This window comes from Rheinheimera sp. UJ51 (genome assembly GCF_020819615.1).
Taxonomy (GTDB): Bacteria; Pseudomonadota; Gammaproteobacteria; order Enterobacterales; family Alteromonadaceae; genus Alishewanella; species Alishewanella maricola.
The window spans coordinates 140,481-154,291 of record NZ_JAJHOG010000004.1; the positions used below are offsets into that span (position 1 = coordinate 140,481).

General features: G+C 46.0%; 16 protein-coding genes. 8 read left to right on the plus strand and 8 right to left on the minus strand.

From position 1 onward, the window contains the following. Positions 1 to 57: 57 nt before the first annotated feature. Positions 58 to 489: a CopD family protein gene (locus LMJ53_RS06550; RefSeq protein WP_229585345.1), complete on the minus strand. Its 432-nt coding sequence runs from the start codon at positions 487 to 489 to the stop codon at positions 58 to 60. Then, entirely contained in the window at positions 486 to 2,189 is a 1,704-nt protein-coding gene (locus LMJ53_RS06555) for a chloride channel protein (protein WP_229585346.1), read from the minus strand. The genes LMJ53_RS06550 and LMJ53_RS06555 overlap by 4 nt, the downstream gene beginning before the upstream one ends. Before the next feature lie 221 nt (positions 2,190 to 2,410). Here LMJ53_RS06555 and erpA point away from each other — a divergent pair, with 221 nt between their 5' ends. Next, the gene (gene erpA / locus LMJ53_RS06560; protein WP_226749559.1) at positions 2,411 to 2,752 is read left to right on the plus strand and encodes an iron-sulfur cluster insertion protein ErpA; all 342 of its coding nucleotides are present in this window, start codon (positions 2,411 to 2,413) and stop codon (positions 2,750 to 2,752) included. A gap of 93 nt (positions 2,753 to 2,845) precedes the next feature. On the opposite strand, the gene LMJ53_RS06565 is transcribed toward erpA, so the two are convergent. After that, positions 2,846 to 3,019 (minus strand): hypothetical protein, encoded by a 174-nt coding sequence (locus LMJ53_RS06565; protein ID WP_226749560.1) that lies wholly within the window; start codon positions 3,017 to 3,019, stop codon positions 2,846 to 2,848. 248 nt (positions 3,020 to 3,267) lie between these two features. Here LMJ53_RS06565 and LMJ53_RS06570 point away from each other — a divergent pair, with 248 nt between their 5' ends. Next, a complete protein-coding gene (locus LMJ53_RS06570; RefSeq protein WP_226749561.1) occupies positions 3,268 to 3,510 on the plus strand; it encodes a helix-turn-helix domain-containing protein in 243 nt (80 codons plus the stop codon). Positions 3,511 to 3,591: 81 nt separating this feature from the next. On the opposite strand, the gene LMJ53_RS06575 is transcribed toward LMJ53_RS06570, so the two are convergent. The 5 genes from LMJ53_RS06575 to LMJ53_RS06595 all read right to left on the minus strand — a co-directional run bounded on the left by LMJ53_RS06575 (position 3,592) and on the right by LMJ53_RS06595 (position 7,733). After that, entirely contained in the window at positions 3,592 to 4,959 is a 1,368-nt protein-coding gene (locus LMJ53_RS06575) for an AmpG family muropeptide MFS transporter (protein ID WP_229585347.1), read from the minus strand. 103 nt (positions 4,960 to 5,062) lie between these two features. Then, positions 5,063 to 5,383: a hypothetical protein gene (locus LMJ53_RS06580; protein ID WP_229585348.1), complete on the minus strand. Its 321-nt coding sequence runs from the start codon at positions 5,381 to 5,383 to the stop codon at positions 5,063 to 5,065. Between the two features lie 43 nt (positions 5,384 to 5,426). Continuing rightward, on the minus strand, positions 5,427 to 6,008 hold the full coding sequence (locus tag LMJ53_RS06585) for a peptidylprolyl isomerase (protein ID WP_229585349.1): 582 nt from the start codon (positions 6,006 to 6,008) through the stop codon (positions 5,427 to 5,429). A gap of 10 nt (positions 6,009 to 6,018) precedes the next feature. Beyond that, entirely contained in the window at positions 6,019 to 6,570 is a 552-nt protein-coding gene (locus LMJ53_RS06590) for a YajG family lipoprotein (RefSeq protein WP_226749565.1), read from the minus strand. 2 nt (positions 6,571 to 6,572) lie between these two features. Further along, positions 6,573 to 7,733 carry a methyltransferase gene (locus LMJ53_RS06595; protein WP_229585350.1) on the minus strand — a complete coding sequence of 387 codons (1,161 nt, stop codon included), beginning with the start codon at positions 7,731 to 7,733 and terminating at the stop codon, positions 6,573 to 6,575. A 244-nt stretch (positions 7,734 to 7,977) separates the two neighbouring features. On the opposite strand from LMJ53_RS06595, the gene LMJ53_RS06600 reads away from it, so the two are divergent. The 6 genes from LMJ53_RS06600 to LMJ53_RS06625 all read left to right on the plus strand — a co-directional run bounded on the left by LMJ53_RS06600 (position 7,978) and on the right by LMJ53_RS06625 (position 13,810). Beyond that, positions 7,978 to 8,310, plus strand: coding sequence for a BolA family protein (locus tag LMJ53_RS06600; protein ID WP_229585351.1), 333 nt, complete (start codon positions 7,978 to 7,980; stop codon positions 8,308 to 8,310). 83 nt (positions 8,311 to 8,393) lie between these two features. Continuing rightward, complete coding sequence (fabV, locus tag LMJ53_RS06605; protein ID WP_229585352.1) at positions 8,394 to 9,587, plus strand: enoyl-ACP reductase FabV; 1,194 nt, start codon at positions 8,394 to 8,396, stop codon at positions 9,585 to 9,587. A gap of 265 nt (positions 9,588 to 9,852) precedes the next feature. After that, positions 9,853 to 11,190, plus strand: coding sequence for a Na(+)-translocating NADH-quinone reductase subunit A (locus LMJ53_RS06610; protein ID WP_229585353.1), 1,338 nt, complete (start codon positions 9,853 to 9,855; stop codon positions 11,188 to 11,190). A gap of 2 nt (positions 11,191 to 11,192) precedes the next feature. Continuing rightward, entirely contained in the window at positions 11,193 to 12,398 is a 1,206-nt protein-coding gene (locus LMJ53_RS06615; protein WP_229585354.1) for an NADH:ubiquinone reductase (Na(+)-transporting) subunit B, read from the plus strand. Then, positions 12,391 to 13,185, plus strand: a complete 795-nt coding sequence (locus tag LMJ53_RS06620; RefSeq protein ID WP_229585355.1) for a Na(+)-translocating NADH-quinone reductase subunit C — start codon at positions 12,391 to 12,393, stop codon at positions 13,183 to 13,185. Before LMJ53_RS06615 ends, LMJ53_RS06620 begins: the two co-directional genes overlap by 8 nt. Then, the gene (locus tag LMJ53_RS06625; protein ID WP_229585356.1) at positions 13,178 to 13,810 is read left to right on the plus strand and encodes an NADH:ubiquinone reductase (Na(+)-transporting) subunit D; all 633 of its coding nucleotides are present in this window, start codon (positions 13,178 to 13,180) and stop codon (positions 13,808 to 13,810) included. Before LMJ53_RS06620 ends, LMJ53_RS06625 begins: the two co-directional genes overlap by 8 nt. Position 13,811 lies beyond the last annotated feature (1 nt).

The window sequence follows — 13,811 nt, forward strand, 5'->3', positions numbered from 1 at the left end:
GAATGGAAGAGACCCAGAGGCCAAACTGGCTTCATTATACGGAAAAGTTAGCGCTATTTATATCGGCTTTAATACCGCCAGCAGAATTATTGCCAACAGGATCAGCACCGGTGCTTCATTAAAAATCCGATAAAAACGTGGGCTACGTGTATTGCGGTTATGTTTAAAATCGGCCAATAGCTTAAAACAATAGCCGTGATAGAGGTACAGCAGGATAACTAACAGCAATTTATAATGTAGCCAGCGACTCGCGGCAAACCATGCGCTGCCATAGCTGCCAATTAATAACAGGCCGAAAACCAAGGTAAGTAAGGCAAAGGGAGTAACGAAAAACAGTAACCGCCGCTCCATTACTTTAAAAGTCTTATCGCAATCGGTGCTTTGCGTTTCAGCGTGATAAACAAATAAGCGCGGCAAATAGAAAATACCGGCAAACCAGGCAACCATAAAAAACAGGTGTAAAGCTTTGTAAACAAGGATCAGGGTCATAGTAAGTTATTCTGTTTAGTTAAGAGTGCCCGCAGTTGGTCCCAGCGGATAATACCGATCGGATGAGCTGGGTCGTCTTGATAAATGTAAACCAGCCCTTCGCGTTCGTCTTCTAAAATAGCAAATACCTCTGCCATGGTACTTTGATGCGATAACCCTTGAATAGGCGTGTATTGCACGGCACTTTCACCACTGAGCGTTAGACTGATATCGTATTGTGCAGTAAAAAATTGCAGGCTATCGCTGGTGTGGCGTTTAATGATTAATTGCGTTGGCGGTTGTAGCGTGTCGAGACTGGCCAAAACCGTTTGTTCATCGGGATTATCTAACACTTGATATTCTTGGCTGATTACGGCTAATACCCCCACTTTTTGCAGCACATCATCTGCGGGCGATAATTTATACGGCAACTGCATAAAGTCGAGTTGCATCAAGAAAATCGATTTATTATTAAAAAATTGCACCGTCGTGACATAGGCGGTAACAATAACCAACATGGCCGGCAAGATAATATGTTGGTTCGCGGCTAACTCTAACACGGCCACCAAGGCGGCTAAGGGGGCATGCAGCGTCGCCGCCATCATTCCCGCCATACCTAAAACCGCATAAGTACCGGCATTACTGCTGTTATCAACAATCACCGCCGGAACAATGGCTAAGATGGTGCCCAATACAACGCCGATACCAAAAACCGGGCCAATGATGCCACCAGGCACACCTAAGCCAATAGCAAACAGCGTTAAAATCATTTTGCCAGCTAAAATCAGTAACAGGAGATGGATGGCAGTAGGGCTATTAATAGCAAATTGAATAGCGCCCGTTTCTGCGCCCATGGCCTCAGGGATCAGATAACCCACTAACGCCGTGACCATGCCGGCCAAGGCAAGACGCAGTAATAAGGGCCACTTTTTAAACAGCGTCAATAAGCGCATCATGTTGCTATTAAAAAACCAAGCAACCGCACCAAAGATAACGCCACAAAGAATTAAATATGGAAAATGCCAAACACTGAGACTAATAATATCTAATGCCGCGAGTTCGCGATCGGTGCCAAAAACCAGTTGAGTGGCCATAGCACCCACCACCGAAGCCAGCATAATAGGGATAAACACATGGATGCGATACTCACGCAATACCACTTCCATCACAAAAATCATCGCCGCTAAAGGCGTATTAAACGAGGCTGAAATCCCGGCGGCAATGCCACACCCTGCCAAAATACGCACGCTGTTATAGGGTAGTTTTAAATAACGGCCAACGGTGCTCGCACCATAGGCGCCAAGATGCACGGATGGGCCTTCTCGACCCACCGAAAAGCCACTGGCGAGCGCGACCACTCCGCCAAAGAACTGACTAAGCGTATTGCGAAAGGGCATCACCCCGTAAGCGGTTTTGATGCGGTGGATCACAAATGGGATGCCAAGGCGATAGTGTTTATAACCGGTAAACAGAGCGATTAAGCCAATGCAAGCCGCTCCACCTAAGGGTAATAACCAGCGTATTTCAGCATCGATACTGGCAAAGTCATCAGCATGCTCTAGGAAAAAACCTTGAATACCGATAATAGCTAAACGAAAGCAGATAATTAATAACGCAGCAATTAACCCGCCGAGCATGCCGAGTAAGCACAACTGAAGCGAAGTTTGGGGGAGAGCCAGTCGCCGTTGTAAGGCGGGGAGGTGATCTTGCCAGCGCCGCATAGGATAATTCATGCTAAGTGGAGTAAATTAAACGAAGTTTAACATAGTTGCGCCAAAAATGAGTACTGGCGTGCTGGTTAGCGCGGCGTACTGTTGGTCAGCGCGTGTCAGTCGCGTCATGCGCGCGTGCTGAACTATTATCGCTCACTTGCGCCTAATACTTGAATAAATTAGTCAGGTATTAGATAATTGCCGCCGTTGTTATGCTGGTTGGAGCCACCATGTCTGAATTACAGATCCCTATAGAGTTTACCGATGCGGCTGCACGTAAAGTCGCTACCCTAGTCAGTGAAGAAGAAAATCCGGATTTAAAGCTGCGGGTTTATATCACTGGCGGTGGTTGCTCAGGTTTTCAATATGGCTTTACCTTCGATGAAAAAGTGAATGAAGGCGACTTGTTAATTGAAAAGCAAGGCGTGGCCATGGTTGTTGACCCGATGAGTTTACAGTACTTGATGGGTGGGGTGGTTGACTACACCGAAGGCTTACAAGGCAGCCGTTTTATTGTGCAAAATCCGAACGCAACGACAACCTGTGGTTGTGGTTCTTCTTTTTCGGTATAACCCGCTCATGCTTTACGCTGCTCTGGCGTAAGCTTTTCACCCTGAACAATGTAGCGGTATCTGTTTTAACACAGATACCGTTTTTTAGGGTGCTCAACGATTGGTGATAAGAATTAACGCCCACAACACTAATGCGATAATAGCGTTAAAAGCCCCGATATAAATAAAGCCCCGGAGGCCTTGTTTTAAGGGGATGCCGTAGTTGCGTAAGAACAAATACCAACCTAAACTCATTAATAATGGTAACAAGAAGACTAATCTAACCATTGTTTCCTCATGGCGCTTTGCGCCGCCGATACTCAAAAAGATACTCATTTACGCTGATATTTTTAAAACGTATTAATCTTGTTAACCGCCTGATTTTTTAACCTGAAAATCTGTACGCTTATCGCAACCTGTGATATTAGTTACTAGTCACACCCGTGTCAGTCAAGCAAGACCACAACAACCAAAAATTGCAGGGAGCGCATAAACTATAATAAATAAAAGCGTAACACGCTCGGAGAATAAAAAAAATGAAAGGTACGAAAAGTGTCATTTCTGATGAAAATAAACGGCTTTGCGTTTGGTTAAAACGACAACGACAAGAGAAAGGTCACACGATGCGCAGTTTGTCTGAGTTATTAGGCACACCGCATTCCTTTATTGGTAAGGTTGAAAATCAAGAACGTAGATTGGATGTCGTCGAGTTTGTGCGTTATTGCCAAGCGCTTGAGGTTGATCCTGCCGAAGGTTTACTGCAGTTAACTAACGGCTAGCCAGCACAACAACTTAAAAAGCCGCTCTTCGTGTCATGTTAGTGGGTTAAACATGGCGTGATAGGCGGCTTTTTTAATGCTTTATTGTTGCGCTTGTTCACGTTGCTGTAGCCGTTTACCTACCCACAATAACAGCCATAAACCGGGGATCACCATTAACGAGGTGAAAACAAAAAACAACGCCCAATTCCCCCCCAGTAAATCTACCATTTCACCACTAAAAGAAGCTAAGGTGGTACGACCTAAATTACCCAAAGAGGCGAGCAGTGCGTATTGGGTAGCAGTAAAAGCGCGGCCGGTTAGCCAGGTTAAGAAAGACACAAAGGCGACGGTGGAAAAAGCAGCGGTAAAGTTATCGACTAAAATGGCGGCAATAAATAACTCGGGTTTTGGCCCGACTAAGGCGATCCAAGCAAACATCAAATTACTGGCTGCCATGGCGATACCGCCAATAAATAAGCCGCGCACGATACCAAAACGAATATTGATGGCACTACCGAGTAGGGTAAAGACAATGGTGGCAAACCAGCCAACCAATTTAGAGTATTCGGCAATTTGCTCATTTGAAAAACCAATTTCTTTATAAAACGGCACTGACATGCGGCCTAAGAACGCTTCACCCACTTTAAATAAAAACACAAAACTGAGGATCGCTAACGATAACTGCCAACCGTTACGGCGAAAGAAGTCTAAAAAGGGCTCGAGCACGGTTACGGTTAACCAAATCAGATAAGGGCGGGCAACTTGCTTGCCGACTGCCGCGCTATGACGAGCGGCCGCTTGCTGCTGCAAAAGATCACGTTGATTTAGGGGTTCTTTACTGATTAAGGTAAAGAACATTAATAACACTATCACTAACGCCATACCCAGATATACGGCAGGCCAACCATATTGATCGGCATTGGCAAAAGCCAAGTAGCCGGGCAAGGAATAACCGGTCCACCAACCAATCACCCCCATGGCCGCGGCCGGTGCGACTCGCACTTTATCATCACCGATCATTTCAATTCGATAGGCATCAATGGCCACATCTTGGGTGGCTGATGACAGCGCAATGGTCATTGCCAGCAGCGAGGTCAGCAACAGGCTTTGGCTCGGTTCGGTAAAAGCAATGGCGATAGTGGCGCATAACATAATGCTTTGCATCAGTAGGATCCAACTACGGCGCATACCTAGCCAGGTATAAAGCAGCGGTAGTTTGACGCGGTCAAGTAAAGGCGCCCATAAAAAATTTAAGGCGTAGACAATAAAGACTGAGCCAAAATAACCAATGGCCGTGCGCGATAGCCCCGCATCACTTAGCCATCCACTCATATTTGAGCCAATTAATACCCAAGGAAAACCAGAGGCACAACCCATAAAAAAGATGAAAAGCAGGCGGATATCTTGATAGCTTTGCAGCGTTTGCCGCCAGCTTTGCGCTGCGCCTTGTTGTTTACCGAGTGTCATCTGGTCGATCCTGAATTATCTGAAGGCAAACCTTAACAGACACGCTGCTCACAGCAAAGAGCATGAATTTGAAAAGTAACGGTTTTTAATGCAGATTTTCGGTTTAGGGCCTTAAGCCCACACAATTGAGCGGTCTTTGAGCTTTACCGACGATAAAGCCTAGGCAAAGTTGTAAGTTGCGCTTCAATCTTTTGTTGTGCAATAGCTGCTGTTCAGGCCAAAATTCCAGCTGATGCAGCAAATACCAAAATACACGTTCTTGCGGGTGAGGGGGGGCAGTGGGGCGCTGTTGCAAAGCAGCCCATTCTTCTAGGGTATCCCAAATAAACAAATGCAATTCATGATGTGGCAATTGGCCGCGCAAAAAACGCGAGGCATAAAACACCAATTGCCGAGATTTTTCATCAGTAAAATGAGTGGCCATACTTCAGTTCCGCCAAAAAGCCTTTACCGAAGTATAGTCAAAATTACTCTTGTGGGAGCAGAATGACCATTTTTAGTATCACCGGCTCTATCGGAACATCGCTCCAGCCGGTTTGCTGATTGATTTCAGTCTCAACATTTTGGATTTTCTCGAGTACTTCCATACCGGAAACCACTTGCCCAAATACGGCATAGCCCCAACGACTGCCCGGATCTAAACTGCTGTTATCTTCCAGATTGAAATAGAATTGACTGACCGCACTATGCGGATCGTTTAAGCGTGCCATCGCCAGGGAGCCGAGTTGATTTTTTAGGCCATTGCCTGACTCGTTAAAGACCGGCTTTAGTGTGTCAATCTCTTTGTAATCGGGGGTATAGCCACCCCCTTGCAATACAAAACCCGGCACGAGCCGATGGAATACCGTATTGTTGTAAGCGTTTTTTTTAACATAGCTTAAAAAATTATTGACGCTCAATGGCGCGCGGCTGCGATCTAATTCCACCACGATATCGCCATGTGAGGTCATAAATTTCACTTTAGGAAACAAGTTATCAGGTTGCATAAATTGCCCCGCGTGCGCCGAAACGCCGCACAGCAGTAACATGACAAGCATGAGTTGTTTCATAAATGCTCCTTTAGTTCAGCTCAGATTTCCAAGTAGGATCTTGCAGTAATTGGTTTAACACTTGCTCAGTTAGAATACGTAGTTCACGTTCTACCGCAGCTAAATCGACTTTAAAAGGGGCGGTATAGCTGCTATCACCGGCATAGGATTTAGTAAAGCTACCATCATCACGTTGGATAAAGATGGTTAGCGCGACTTGATTGGTCACTAGATGATCAAGCGGCCGTTGTTGAACGTTCGCTTGTAATTGGTTAATTTGAATTTTTAATTGCGTGCCTTGCTGGCCAAGTAAGTTTGCGCCTTGCTCGGTTAGGGCAGCCGCCACGGTTTTTTCTAACTGAAAACGAACATCATTGGAGGTTCGATAGTTATTTTCATTCCCCCCCTGCTGAATGGTTAAACTGTGCGTTCTTGGACGCAAATCGACCACCGCAAAACTAAATTGACGGCCGCTGAGTTCAGTTGTTTGTGGCCAAAAAATTTGTGGTGCCACGATAAACGACGGTACCTTGGTGGCACAACCGGCAACGAGTAGCAGCAATACCAGCGATAAATAACGCATTATTAACTCCTTTTGATGGACTCTAAAATAACAAATTTTGGGTTAGCCGCTAATTGCTGGCAATGTCCAAATAACTTTTCTAACTGCAGCTTATAAGGCAAGTGGCGATTGGCCACAATACGCAGTCGTCCGCCGGTTTTTAAGACACGTTTCGCATCACGAAACATTTGGCTTGCCACATGGGTGGTGACGGCATTTTGCTGATGAAAAGGCGGATTACAAATAATCCAGTCTGCACTGTGCTCTGCTTGCTGTGTTAGGCAGTCATCGGCAACAAATTGACAATCGCCAAGTCGTTCAGGCAAGTTTTCGCTAAGGGTGGCTTGTGCCGAGGCGATAGCCAAATAGGATTCATCGGTTAAAATCAGTTTGCAATCCGGTTGTTGCGCTAACAACTGTAAACTCAATACGCCATTGCCACAGCCCAAATCAATGACACGACTGCCGGGTGCCACTTTGGGTAAATGCGCTAAAAACAAACGGGCGCCAATATCGAGTTTTTCTCGCGCGAACACATTGGCATAGTTAACCAAGGTAAAGTGGCTATCATCAAGTGGCCAACGCATGGCGGCAGGGGCGTCGCGCTGAGTGGCATCGGCCTGCCATTGGCTTTGAATATACCTACATTTTTTTTCAGTTAGTGAGGCCTGGGTGGGCCCAATATAATGGCTAAAAAGCGCCAGTACTTGTTTGGTAATATCTTTTGCTTTGGCCGCCACCACCAGTTGCGTTTCTTGGGTCATCACTTGGCTGAGTGCGGCAAGAATATGAGCTAAATAACTGTGGTTTTGCGGCACTTTTAATAGCACCAGATCAGGGGCGTCTGGTAAGGCATCAAGGCTGGATAATTCTGTGATGTCCGCATTATCCAAGTGATTTTGGGTACGGTTATAACGACAAGCCAGCTGTGCAAGCACTGAATCTTGCATTAATACCTGCGAACCGGCACCCAGCCCACAGGATAAAGCACCGAAGGCATCATTAATGATCAACACTTTAGGCGGCGTGGCTAAACGCTGCGTTAAATCAGAGAGTATAGGTAGGGCTTGAGTGAGAATTAGCTCGTCTGCGGCATCCCAGGCTTGGAGACTATGATTCGGCTGCGCTAAGGGCCAACGATGTAAGGTAAGACTGATAGAACCAAGCGTAAACTGCGTATTCATAACCACTTCATCTCAATAGTAAGGCTGGCATTTTGACACGCCCAGCAGGTAGCGACAACAGCAATCCCTCTGGCGTGGCTCGAATTATCGCTAGTGCAGTATTACGTTAGCATAAAAAAATTTATTTTAGCTGTATGCTTATTGGTTTAGCGATGATTTAACGCTGCGCGCTTACCGTGAGCAAGACAAACGTCACGGCCTTGGCTAAAATACAACAAAGGACACCCAAAGGAGCAGAACGGCAATGTTAATACATACTGCAATAGAGCAAAAATTATTGGATGCTTTTAACCCGGTGTTTCTTGATGTGGTCAACGAAAGTGCCAATCATAATGTGCCCGCAGGTTCAGAGTCTCATTTTAAAGTCGTCATCGTCACGCCCGCTTTTAACGGCATGCGCTTGTTACAGCGGCATCGTGCGGTTAATGCCATCGTCGCGGAAGAGTTGGCAGAAAAAATTCACGCTTTGGCGTTACATACTTATACCCCTTCAGAATGGTATGAATACTACGCAGAAAAACCCCCGGCTTCGCCCAAATGTTTCGGTGGTAGCAAAACAGATAAAGCCTCGTCATGATCATTATTAGCTGATCCGACCTGTTTTTTGCGTTAAAGTTTTACACTAGCGCTACTTTACTCAAGACAACAGCAGGACTCTTTATGGTTATTCAACCTAAAATTCGTGGTTTTATCTGTACTAATGCACACCCAGTTGGCTGTGCAGAACATGTAAATGAACAAATTGCTTATGTAAAAGCGCAAGGGGCCGTGACAAATGGCCCGAAAAACGTGTTAGTGATTGGTGCTTCAACGGGCTATGGTTTAGCCTCAAGAATTACCGCCACTTTCGGTTCGGGTGCCAATACCCTTGGTATCTTTTTCGAAAAAGCCCCCAGTGACAATAAAACCGGTTCTGCGGGTTGGTATAACACCGCCGCTTTTGAAGCTGCGGCTAATGCGGCGGGTGTTTGGAATAAACATTTAAACGGTGATGCTTTTACCGATGAATTAAAAGCGCAAGCCATTGAAACCATTCGCAGTGAAATGGGCAAAATTGATCTGGTCGTCTACAGCTTAGCCGCCCCTCGGCGTAAAGATCCTGTTACGGGTGAAGTGTTTAGCTCGGTATTAAAACCGATTGGCCAATCTTACACTGCAAAAAACCTCAATACCTCTAAACGTGAAATTGAAGAAGTGTCAGTAGAGCCCGCTAACGATGACGAGATCTTTAACACTGTTAAAGTGATGGGTGGCGAAGATTGGGAACGTTGGTTAAGCCAATTAGATGCAGCCGGTGTGTTAGCCGATAATTGTCAGACTGTGGCTTACACCTATATTGGTAAAGAATTAACGTGGCCTATCTACGGCAAGGCGACCATTGGTAAAGCCAAAGAAGATCTTGACCGGGCCGCTGCGGCCATTACGGCGAGCTTAGCCAGCAAAAAAGGCAAAGCCTATGTGGCGTCGTTAAAAGCCTTAGTCACGCAAGCCAGCTCCGCCATTCCGATCATGCCGTTGTATATTTCATTGCTGTACCGCGTGATGAAAGAAGAAGGCACCCATGAAGGCTGTATTGAGCAAATTAATGGCTTGTTCCGTCAGGGATTATATAGCGCTACGCCAACGCTTGATGAAGCGGGTCGTTTACGCATGGATGGAAAAGAATTAAGCGATCATGTACAGCAAACCGTAAAAGACTTATGGCAACAAGTGACCACCGAAAACATTGATACCCTGACTGACTATGTGGGTTACCACAATGAATTTTTACGGCTGTTTGGTTTCGGTTACCAGCACGTTGATTATACCGCTGATGTTGAAGCCTTAGTGCCGTTGCAGAACCTTATCAATTAGTCGTATTGACTCAGCTGAAAAAACCGCCGCAAGGCGGTTTTTATACGTTTGATACAGCAACTTTGCTGTACAACGGAACATGGATAATTTTTGGTATTACCATGGATACAAGCTGGTATTAATGCTAGAATCCGTCACTTTAATACGTGTATCTGGTTAAGTTTTGCGCAGTTGTAAGTCGCTGAATTGTTCAACCAGGTGTGCTGCCGCTCAGCAGCTGAAAAACTAGGCCCTGTTTCTTCCCAAAATAGTAGTGCAAGTACGTATGATAAAACTCAAAAAAGGCTTGGACATTCCCCTTGCAGGCAGTCCTAAACAAGAGATCAGTGCGGGCAATGCCATCACAACTGTCGCCGTTTTAGGTGAAGAGTATGTTGGTATGCGTCCGACCATGGCGGTCGAAGTGGGCGATACAGTAAAAAAAGGTCAGGTGCTTTTCGAAGATAAGAAAAACCCTGGCGTTAAGTTTACTGCCCCAATCGCGGGTACGGTTAAAGAAATCAATCGTGGCGCTAAGCGAGTTTTGCAATCCGTTGTGATTGCAGCTAGCGGCGATGCGGCTGAACAATTTACCTCGTACTCTGTCGAGCAATTGGCCAGTTTGTCAGTAGAGCAGGTTAAACAAAACTTGATCGACTCAGGATTGTGGGTAGCGCTGCGTACGCGGCCGTTTTCTCGTTCTCCTGCCATTGATAGCACGCCACGTGCCATCTTTGTGAATGCGATGGATACCAATCCATTAGCAGCCGATCCTGCTGTGGTCATAAATGCGGATGCCGAGGCGTTTACTCACGGTTTAACGGTGGTTTCACGTTTAACTGAAGGTAAAACCTACCTGAGTAAAAAAGCCGGTGTGGCTATTCCTAGCGTCTCTCAGGTCACTGTAGCCGAATTTGATGGTCCACACCCTGCGGGTTTAGTGGGCACGCATATTCATTTACTCGATGCAGCCAGTGCGAAAAAAGTCGTCTGGCACCTTGGGTATCAAGACGTTATTGCCATTGGTAAATTATTTACAACGGGGCAATTACACAGTGAGCGAGTGATTTCATTGGCCGGTCCTGTAGTGAAAAATCCACGTTTGGTGAAAACCTTGCTGGGCGCTTCAACCGCTGAACTGACTGCCGGTGAACTTAACGAAGGTCAAAACCGTATCATCTCAGGCTCAGTACTAGCAGGTACTACCGCACAGGGCGTTCACGGTTATATTGGTCGCTTCCACAATCAGGTTTCGGTATTAGCCGAAGGCTTTGAAAAGTTATTGTTTGGCTGGATTGTACCTGGCGCTGAAAAACACTCAGTTACCCGTGCTTACCTTGGCCACCTTAACCCGAAAAAACTGTTCAATCTGACCACAACCACGAATGGCTCATCACGTGCCATGGTACCTATTGGTAACTACGAGCGGGTAATGCCGTTAGATATCCTGCCAACATTATTGTTGCGCGATTTGGTTTCTGGCGACACTGACGGGGCACAAACATTAGGTTGTTTAGAATTAGACGAAGAAGATTTAGCTTTGTGTACTTATGTATGCCCAGGTAAATACGACTACGGCACTATTCTACGCAACTGCTTGACTACCATCCAGAAGGAAGGCTAATCATGAGCTTAAAGCATTTTTTAGAGCGCATTGAGCCGCAATTTGAAAAAGGCGGAAAACACGAAAAGTGGTACGCACTGTATGAAGCAGTGGCGACCGTACTTTATACGCCAGGTTTAGTGACTAAAAACGGTACTCATGTCCGTGACAGTATTGACCTGAAGCGAATTATGATTTTCGTTTGGCTGGCATTATTTCCAGCGTTATTCTTCGGTATGTACAACATTGGCCATCAGGCCAGTTTGGCATTAGCACAAGGCTTTAGTACACCTGACACGTGGCAGGTTGCCATTTACTCTGCCTTAGGCGGAGAGTTAACGGCCACCTCAGGCTGGGGCGCTAAGATGTTCTATGGCGCGGTCTGGTTCTTACCTATTTATGCCGTTACCTTTGTGGTCGGTGGCTTTTGGGAAGTCTTATTCGCCTCAGTGCGTAAACATGAAGTCAACGAAGGTTTCTTCGTTAGCTCAATCCTGTTTGCTTTAATTCTGCCTGCAACCATTCCTTTATGGCAAGTGGCGCTTGGTATCACCTTCGGTATCGTAGTGGCAAAAGAAGTGTTCGGTGGTACTGGCCGTAACTTCTTAAACCCTGCCTTAGCCGGTCGTGCGTTCTTGTTCTTCGCTTACCCAGCGCAAATCTCTGGTGATGCGGTATGGACTGTAGCCGACGGTTACTCAGGTGCGACTTGGTTAAGCAAAGCGTCTTCTGGTGAATTAGATTACGCGGCAAATACCCAACTGTGGTGGGATGCGTTCTTGGGCTTTATCCCAGGTTCAGTCGGTGAAACCTCAGTATTGGCGTTATTAGTTGGTGGTTTAGCGTTAATTTACTTCCGCATTGCTTCTTGGCGTATCGTGCTGGGTGTCATGGTCGGTATGGTGTTAACCAGCTACTTGTTTAATGCTATTGGCTCAAACAGCAACGCGTTATTTGCGATGCCATGGCATTGGCATTTAGTGTTAGGTGGTTTTGCCATCGGTATGTTCTTCATGGCCACAGACCCAGTATCTGCTTCGTTTACTAACCAAGGTAAATGGGCTTACGGTATTTTGATTGGTTTTATGGTGGTGATGATCCGTGTGGTGAACCCGGCTTATCCAGAAGGGATGATGTTGGCAATCTTGTTTGCTAACTTGTTTGCACCTTTATTCGATTTCTTCGTGGCTCAGAGCAACATCAAGCGGAGGCTGGCACGTAATGTCTAGTAATAATGACAGCATCAGCAAGACGCTGATTGTAGTAGTTTCTTTATGTTTAGTTTGTGCCATTGTGGTGGCAACTGCCGCTGTGCAGTTGCGCCCAACGCAGCAAGCCAACAAAAAGTTAGACTCGCAAATTAACATCCTGCGCAGTGTAGGTTTAATCGAAGGTTCAGCACCTGCAGCTAAGGTTGCCGAGCTGTTTAGCAAGCACGTTGAAACGCGTCTGGTTAATTTAAAGACCGGTGAGATCGACGCAAGCTGCGATACCGCTTGTGCTGAGGCTTATGACTACCGTAAAAACCTGAAGGAAGGTGAAGCGCTGGCGCAAAGCGAAGATGTGGCTTCTATCCGTCGTATTTCAGAGCAAGCACCTATTTGGTTAACTTACGATGAAAATCGTAACTTAAAAGCCGTGGTGTTACCGGTGCATGGTTATGGCTTATGGTCAACGATGCATGCTTTCTTGGCAGTTGAAACCGATGGCAATACGATTATCGGCTTAAACTACTATGAGCAAGGTGAAACGCCTGGTTTAGGTGGTGAAATAGAAAACCCACGTTGGAAAGCACAGTTCACGGGTAAGAAATTAACCAATGATGCTGGCCAGCTGGCGTTAACTATTTTGAAACCAGGTAATGCCGACCCTCAGTCTGATTATCAGGTTGATGGTTTGTCAGGTGCCACGCTGACTGCAAATGGTGTGCAAAATACCTTCACTTTCTGGATTGGTGAGAACGGCTTCGGTCCATTCTTAACTAAAGTGCGTCAAGGAGCCTTAACCAATGGCTAATGCTAAAGAAATTAAAACCGTCCTGTTTGGTCCGGTTTTTGCCAATAACCCTATCGCTTTACAAGTACTCGGTATTTGTTCTGCGCTAGCGGTAACAACTCAGATGACCACCGCATTAGTAATGTGTTTGGCATTGACCTTTGTAACGGCCTTTTCGAATTTCTTTATTTCGAGTATCCGTAACCACATTCCATCAAGCGTACGTATCATCGTGCAGATGACCATTATCGCTTCATTGGTAATCGTTGTTGACCAGTTCTTGAAAGCCTATGCTTATGATTTATCTAAGCAACTTTCAGTATTCGTTGGCTTGATTATCACTAACTGTATCGTTATGGGCCGCGCTGAAGCCTATGCCATGAAAAGTACTCCAGGCATGAGTTTCTTAGATGGTATTGGTAACGGCTTAGGTTATAGCGTGGTGTTATTAGTTGTCGCCTTTATCCGTGAGTTAGGCGGTTCAGGTTCAGTATTTGGCGTACAAATCATGCCTCTGATCAGTGAAGGTGGCTGGTATCAGCCAATGGGTATCCTACTGATGCCACCAAGCGCCTTCATCATTATTGCAGCCTTTATCTGGGTATTACGTGCATACCGCCCAGAGCAAGTTGAGAAGAAGGTATAAG

Coding starts and splice junctions, on each gene's coding strand:
- LMJ53_RS06550 (WP_229585345.1), bottom strand. CDS start 489: ATGACCCTGATCCTTGTTTACAAAGCTTTACACCTGTTTTTTATGGTT.
- LMJ53_RS06555 (WP_229585346.1), bottom strand. CDS start 2,189: ATGCGGCGCTGGCAAGATCACCTCCCCGCCTTACAACGGCGACTGGCT.
- erpA (WP_226749559.1), top strand. CDS start 2,411: ATGTCTGAATTACAGATCCCTATAGAGTTTACCGATGCGGCTGCACGT.
- LMJ53_RS06565 (WP_226749560.1), bottom strand. CDS start 3,019: ATGGTTAGATTAGTCTTCTTGTTACCATTATTAATGAGTTTAGGTTGG.
- LMJ53_RS06570 (WP_226749561.1), top strand. CDS start 3,268: ATGAAAGGTACGAAAAGTGTCATTTCTGATGAAAATAAACGGCTTTGC.
- LMJ53_RS06575 (WP_229585347.1), bottom strand. CDS start 4,959: ATGACACTCGGTAAACAACAAGGCGCAGCGCAAAGCTGGCGGCAAACG.
- LMJ53_RS06580 (WP_229585348.1), bottom strand. CDS start 5,383: ATGGCCACTCATTTTACTGATGAAAAATCTCGGCAATTGGTGTTTTAT.
- LMJ53_RS06585 (WP_229585349.1), bottom strand. CDS start 6,008: ATGAAACAACTCATGCTTGTCATGTTACTGCTGTGCGGCGTTTCGGCG.
- LMJ53_RS06590 (WP_226749565.1), bottom strand. CDS start 6,570: ATGCGTTATTTATCGCTGGTATTGCTGCTACTCGTTGCCGGTTGTGCC.
- LMJ53_RS06595 (WP_229585350.1), bottom strand. CDS start 7,733: ATGAATACGCAGTTTACGCTTGGTTCTATCAGTCTTACCTTACATCGT.
- LMJ53_RS06600 (WP_229585351.1), top strand. CDS start 7,978: ATGTTAATACATACTGCAATAGAGCAAAAATTATTGGATGCTTTTAAC.
- fabV (WP_229585352.1), top strand. CDS start 8,394: ATGGTTATTCAACCTAAAATTCGTGGTTTTATCTGTACTAATGCACAC.
- LMJ53_RS06610 (WP_229585353.1), top strand. CDS start 9,853: ATGATAAAACTCAAAAAAGGCTTGGACATTCCCCTTGCAGGCAGTCCT.
- LMJ53_RS06615 (WP_229585354.1), top strand. CDS start 11,193: ATGAGCTTAAAGCATTTTTTAGAGCGCATTGAGCCGCAATTTGAAAAA.
- LMJ53_RS06620 (WP_229585355.1), top strand. CDS start 12,391: ATGTCTAGTAATAATGACAGCATCAGCAAGACGCTGATTGTAGTAGTT.
- LMJ53_RS06625 (WP_229585356.1), top strand. CDS start 13,178: ATGGCTAATGCTAAAGAAATTAAAACCGTCCTGTTTGGTCCGGTTTTT.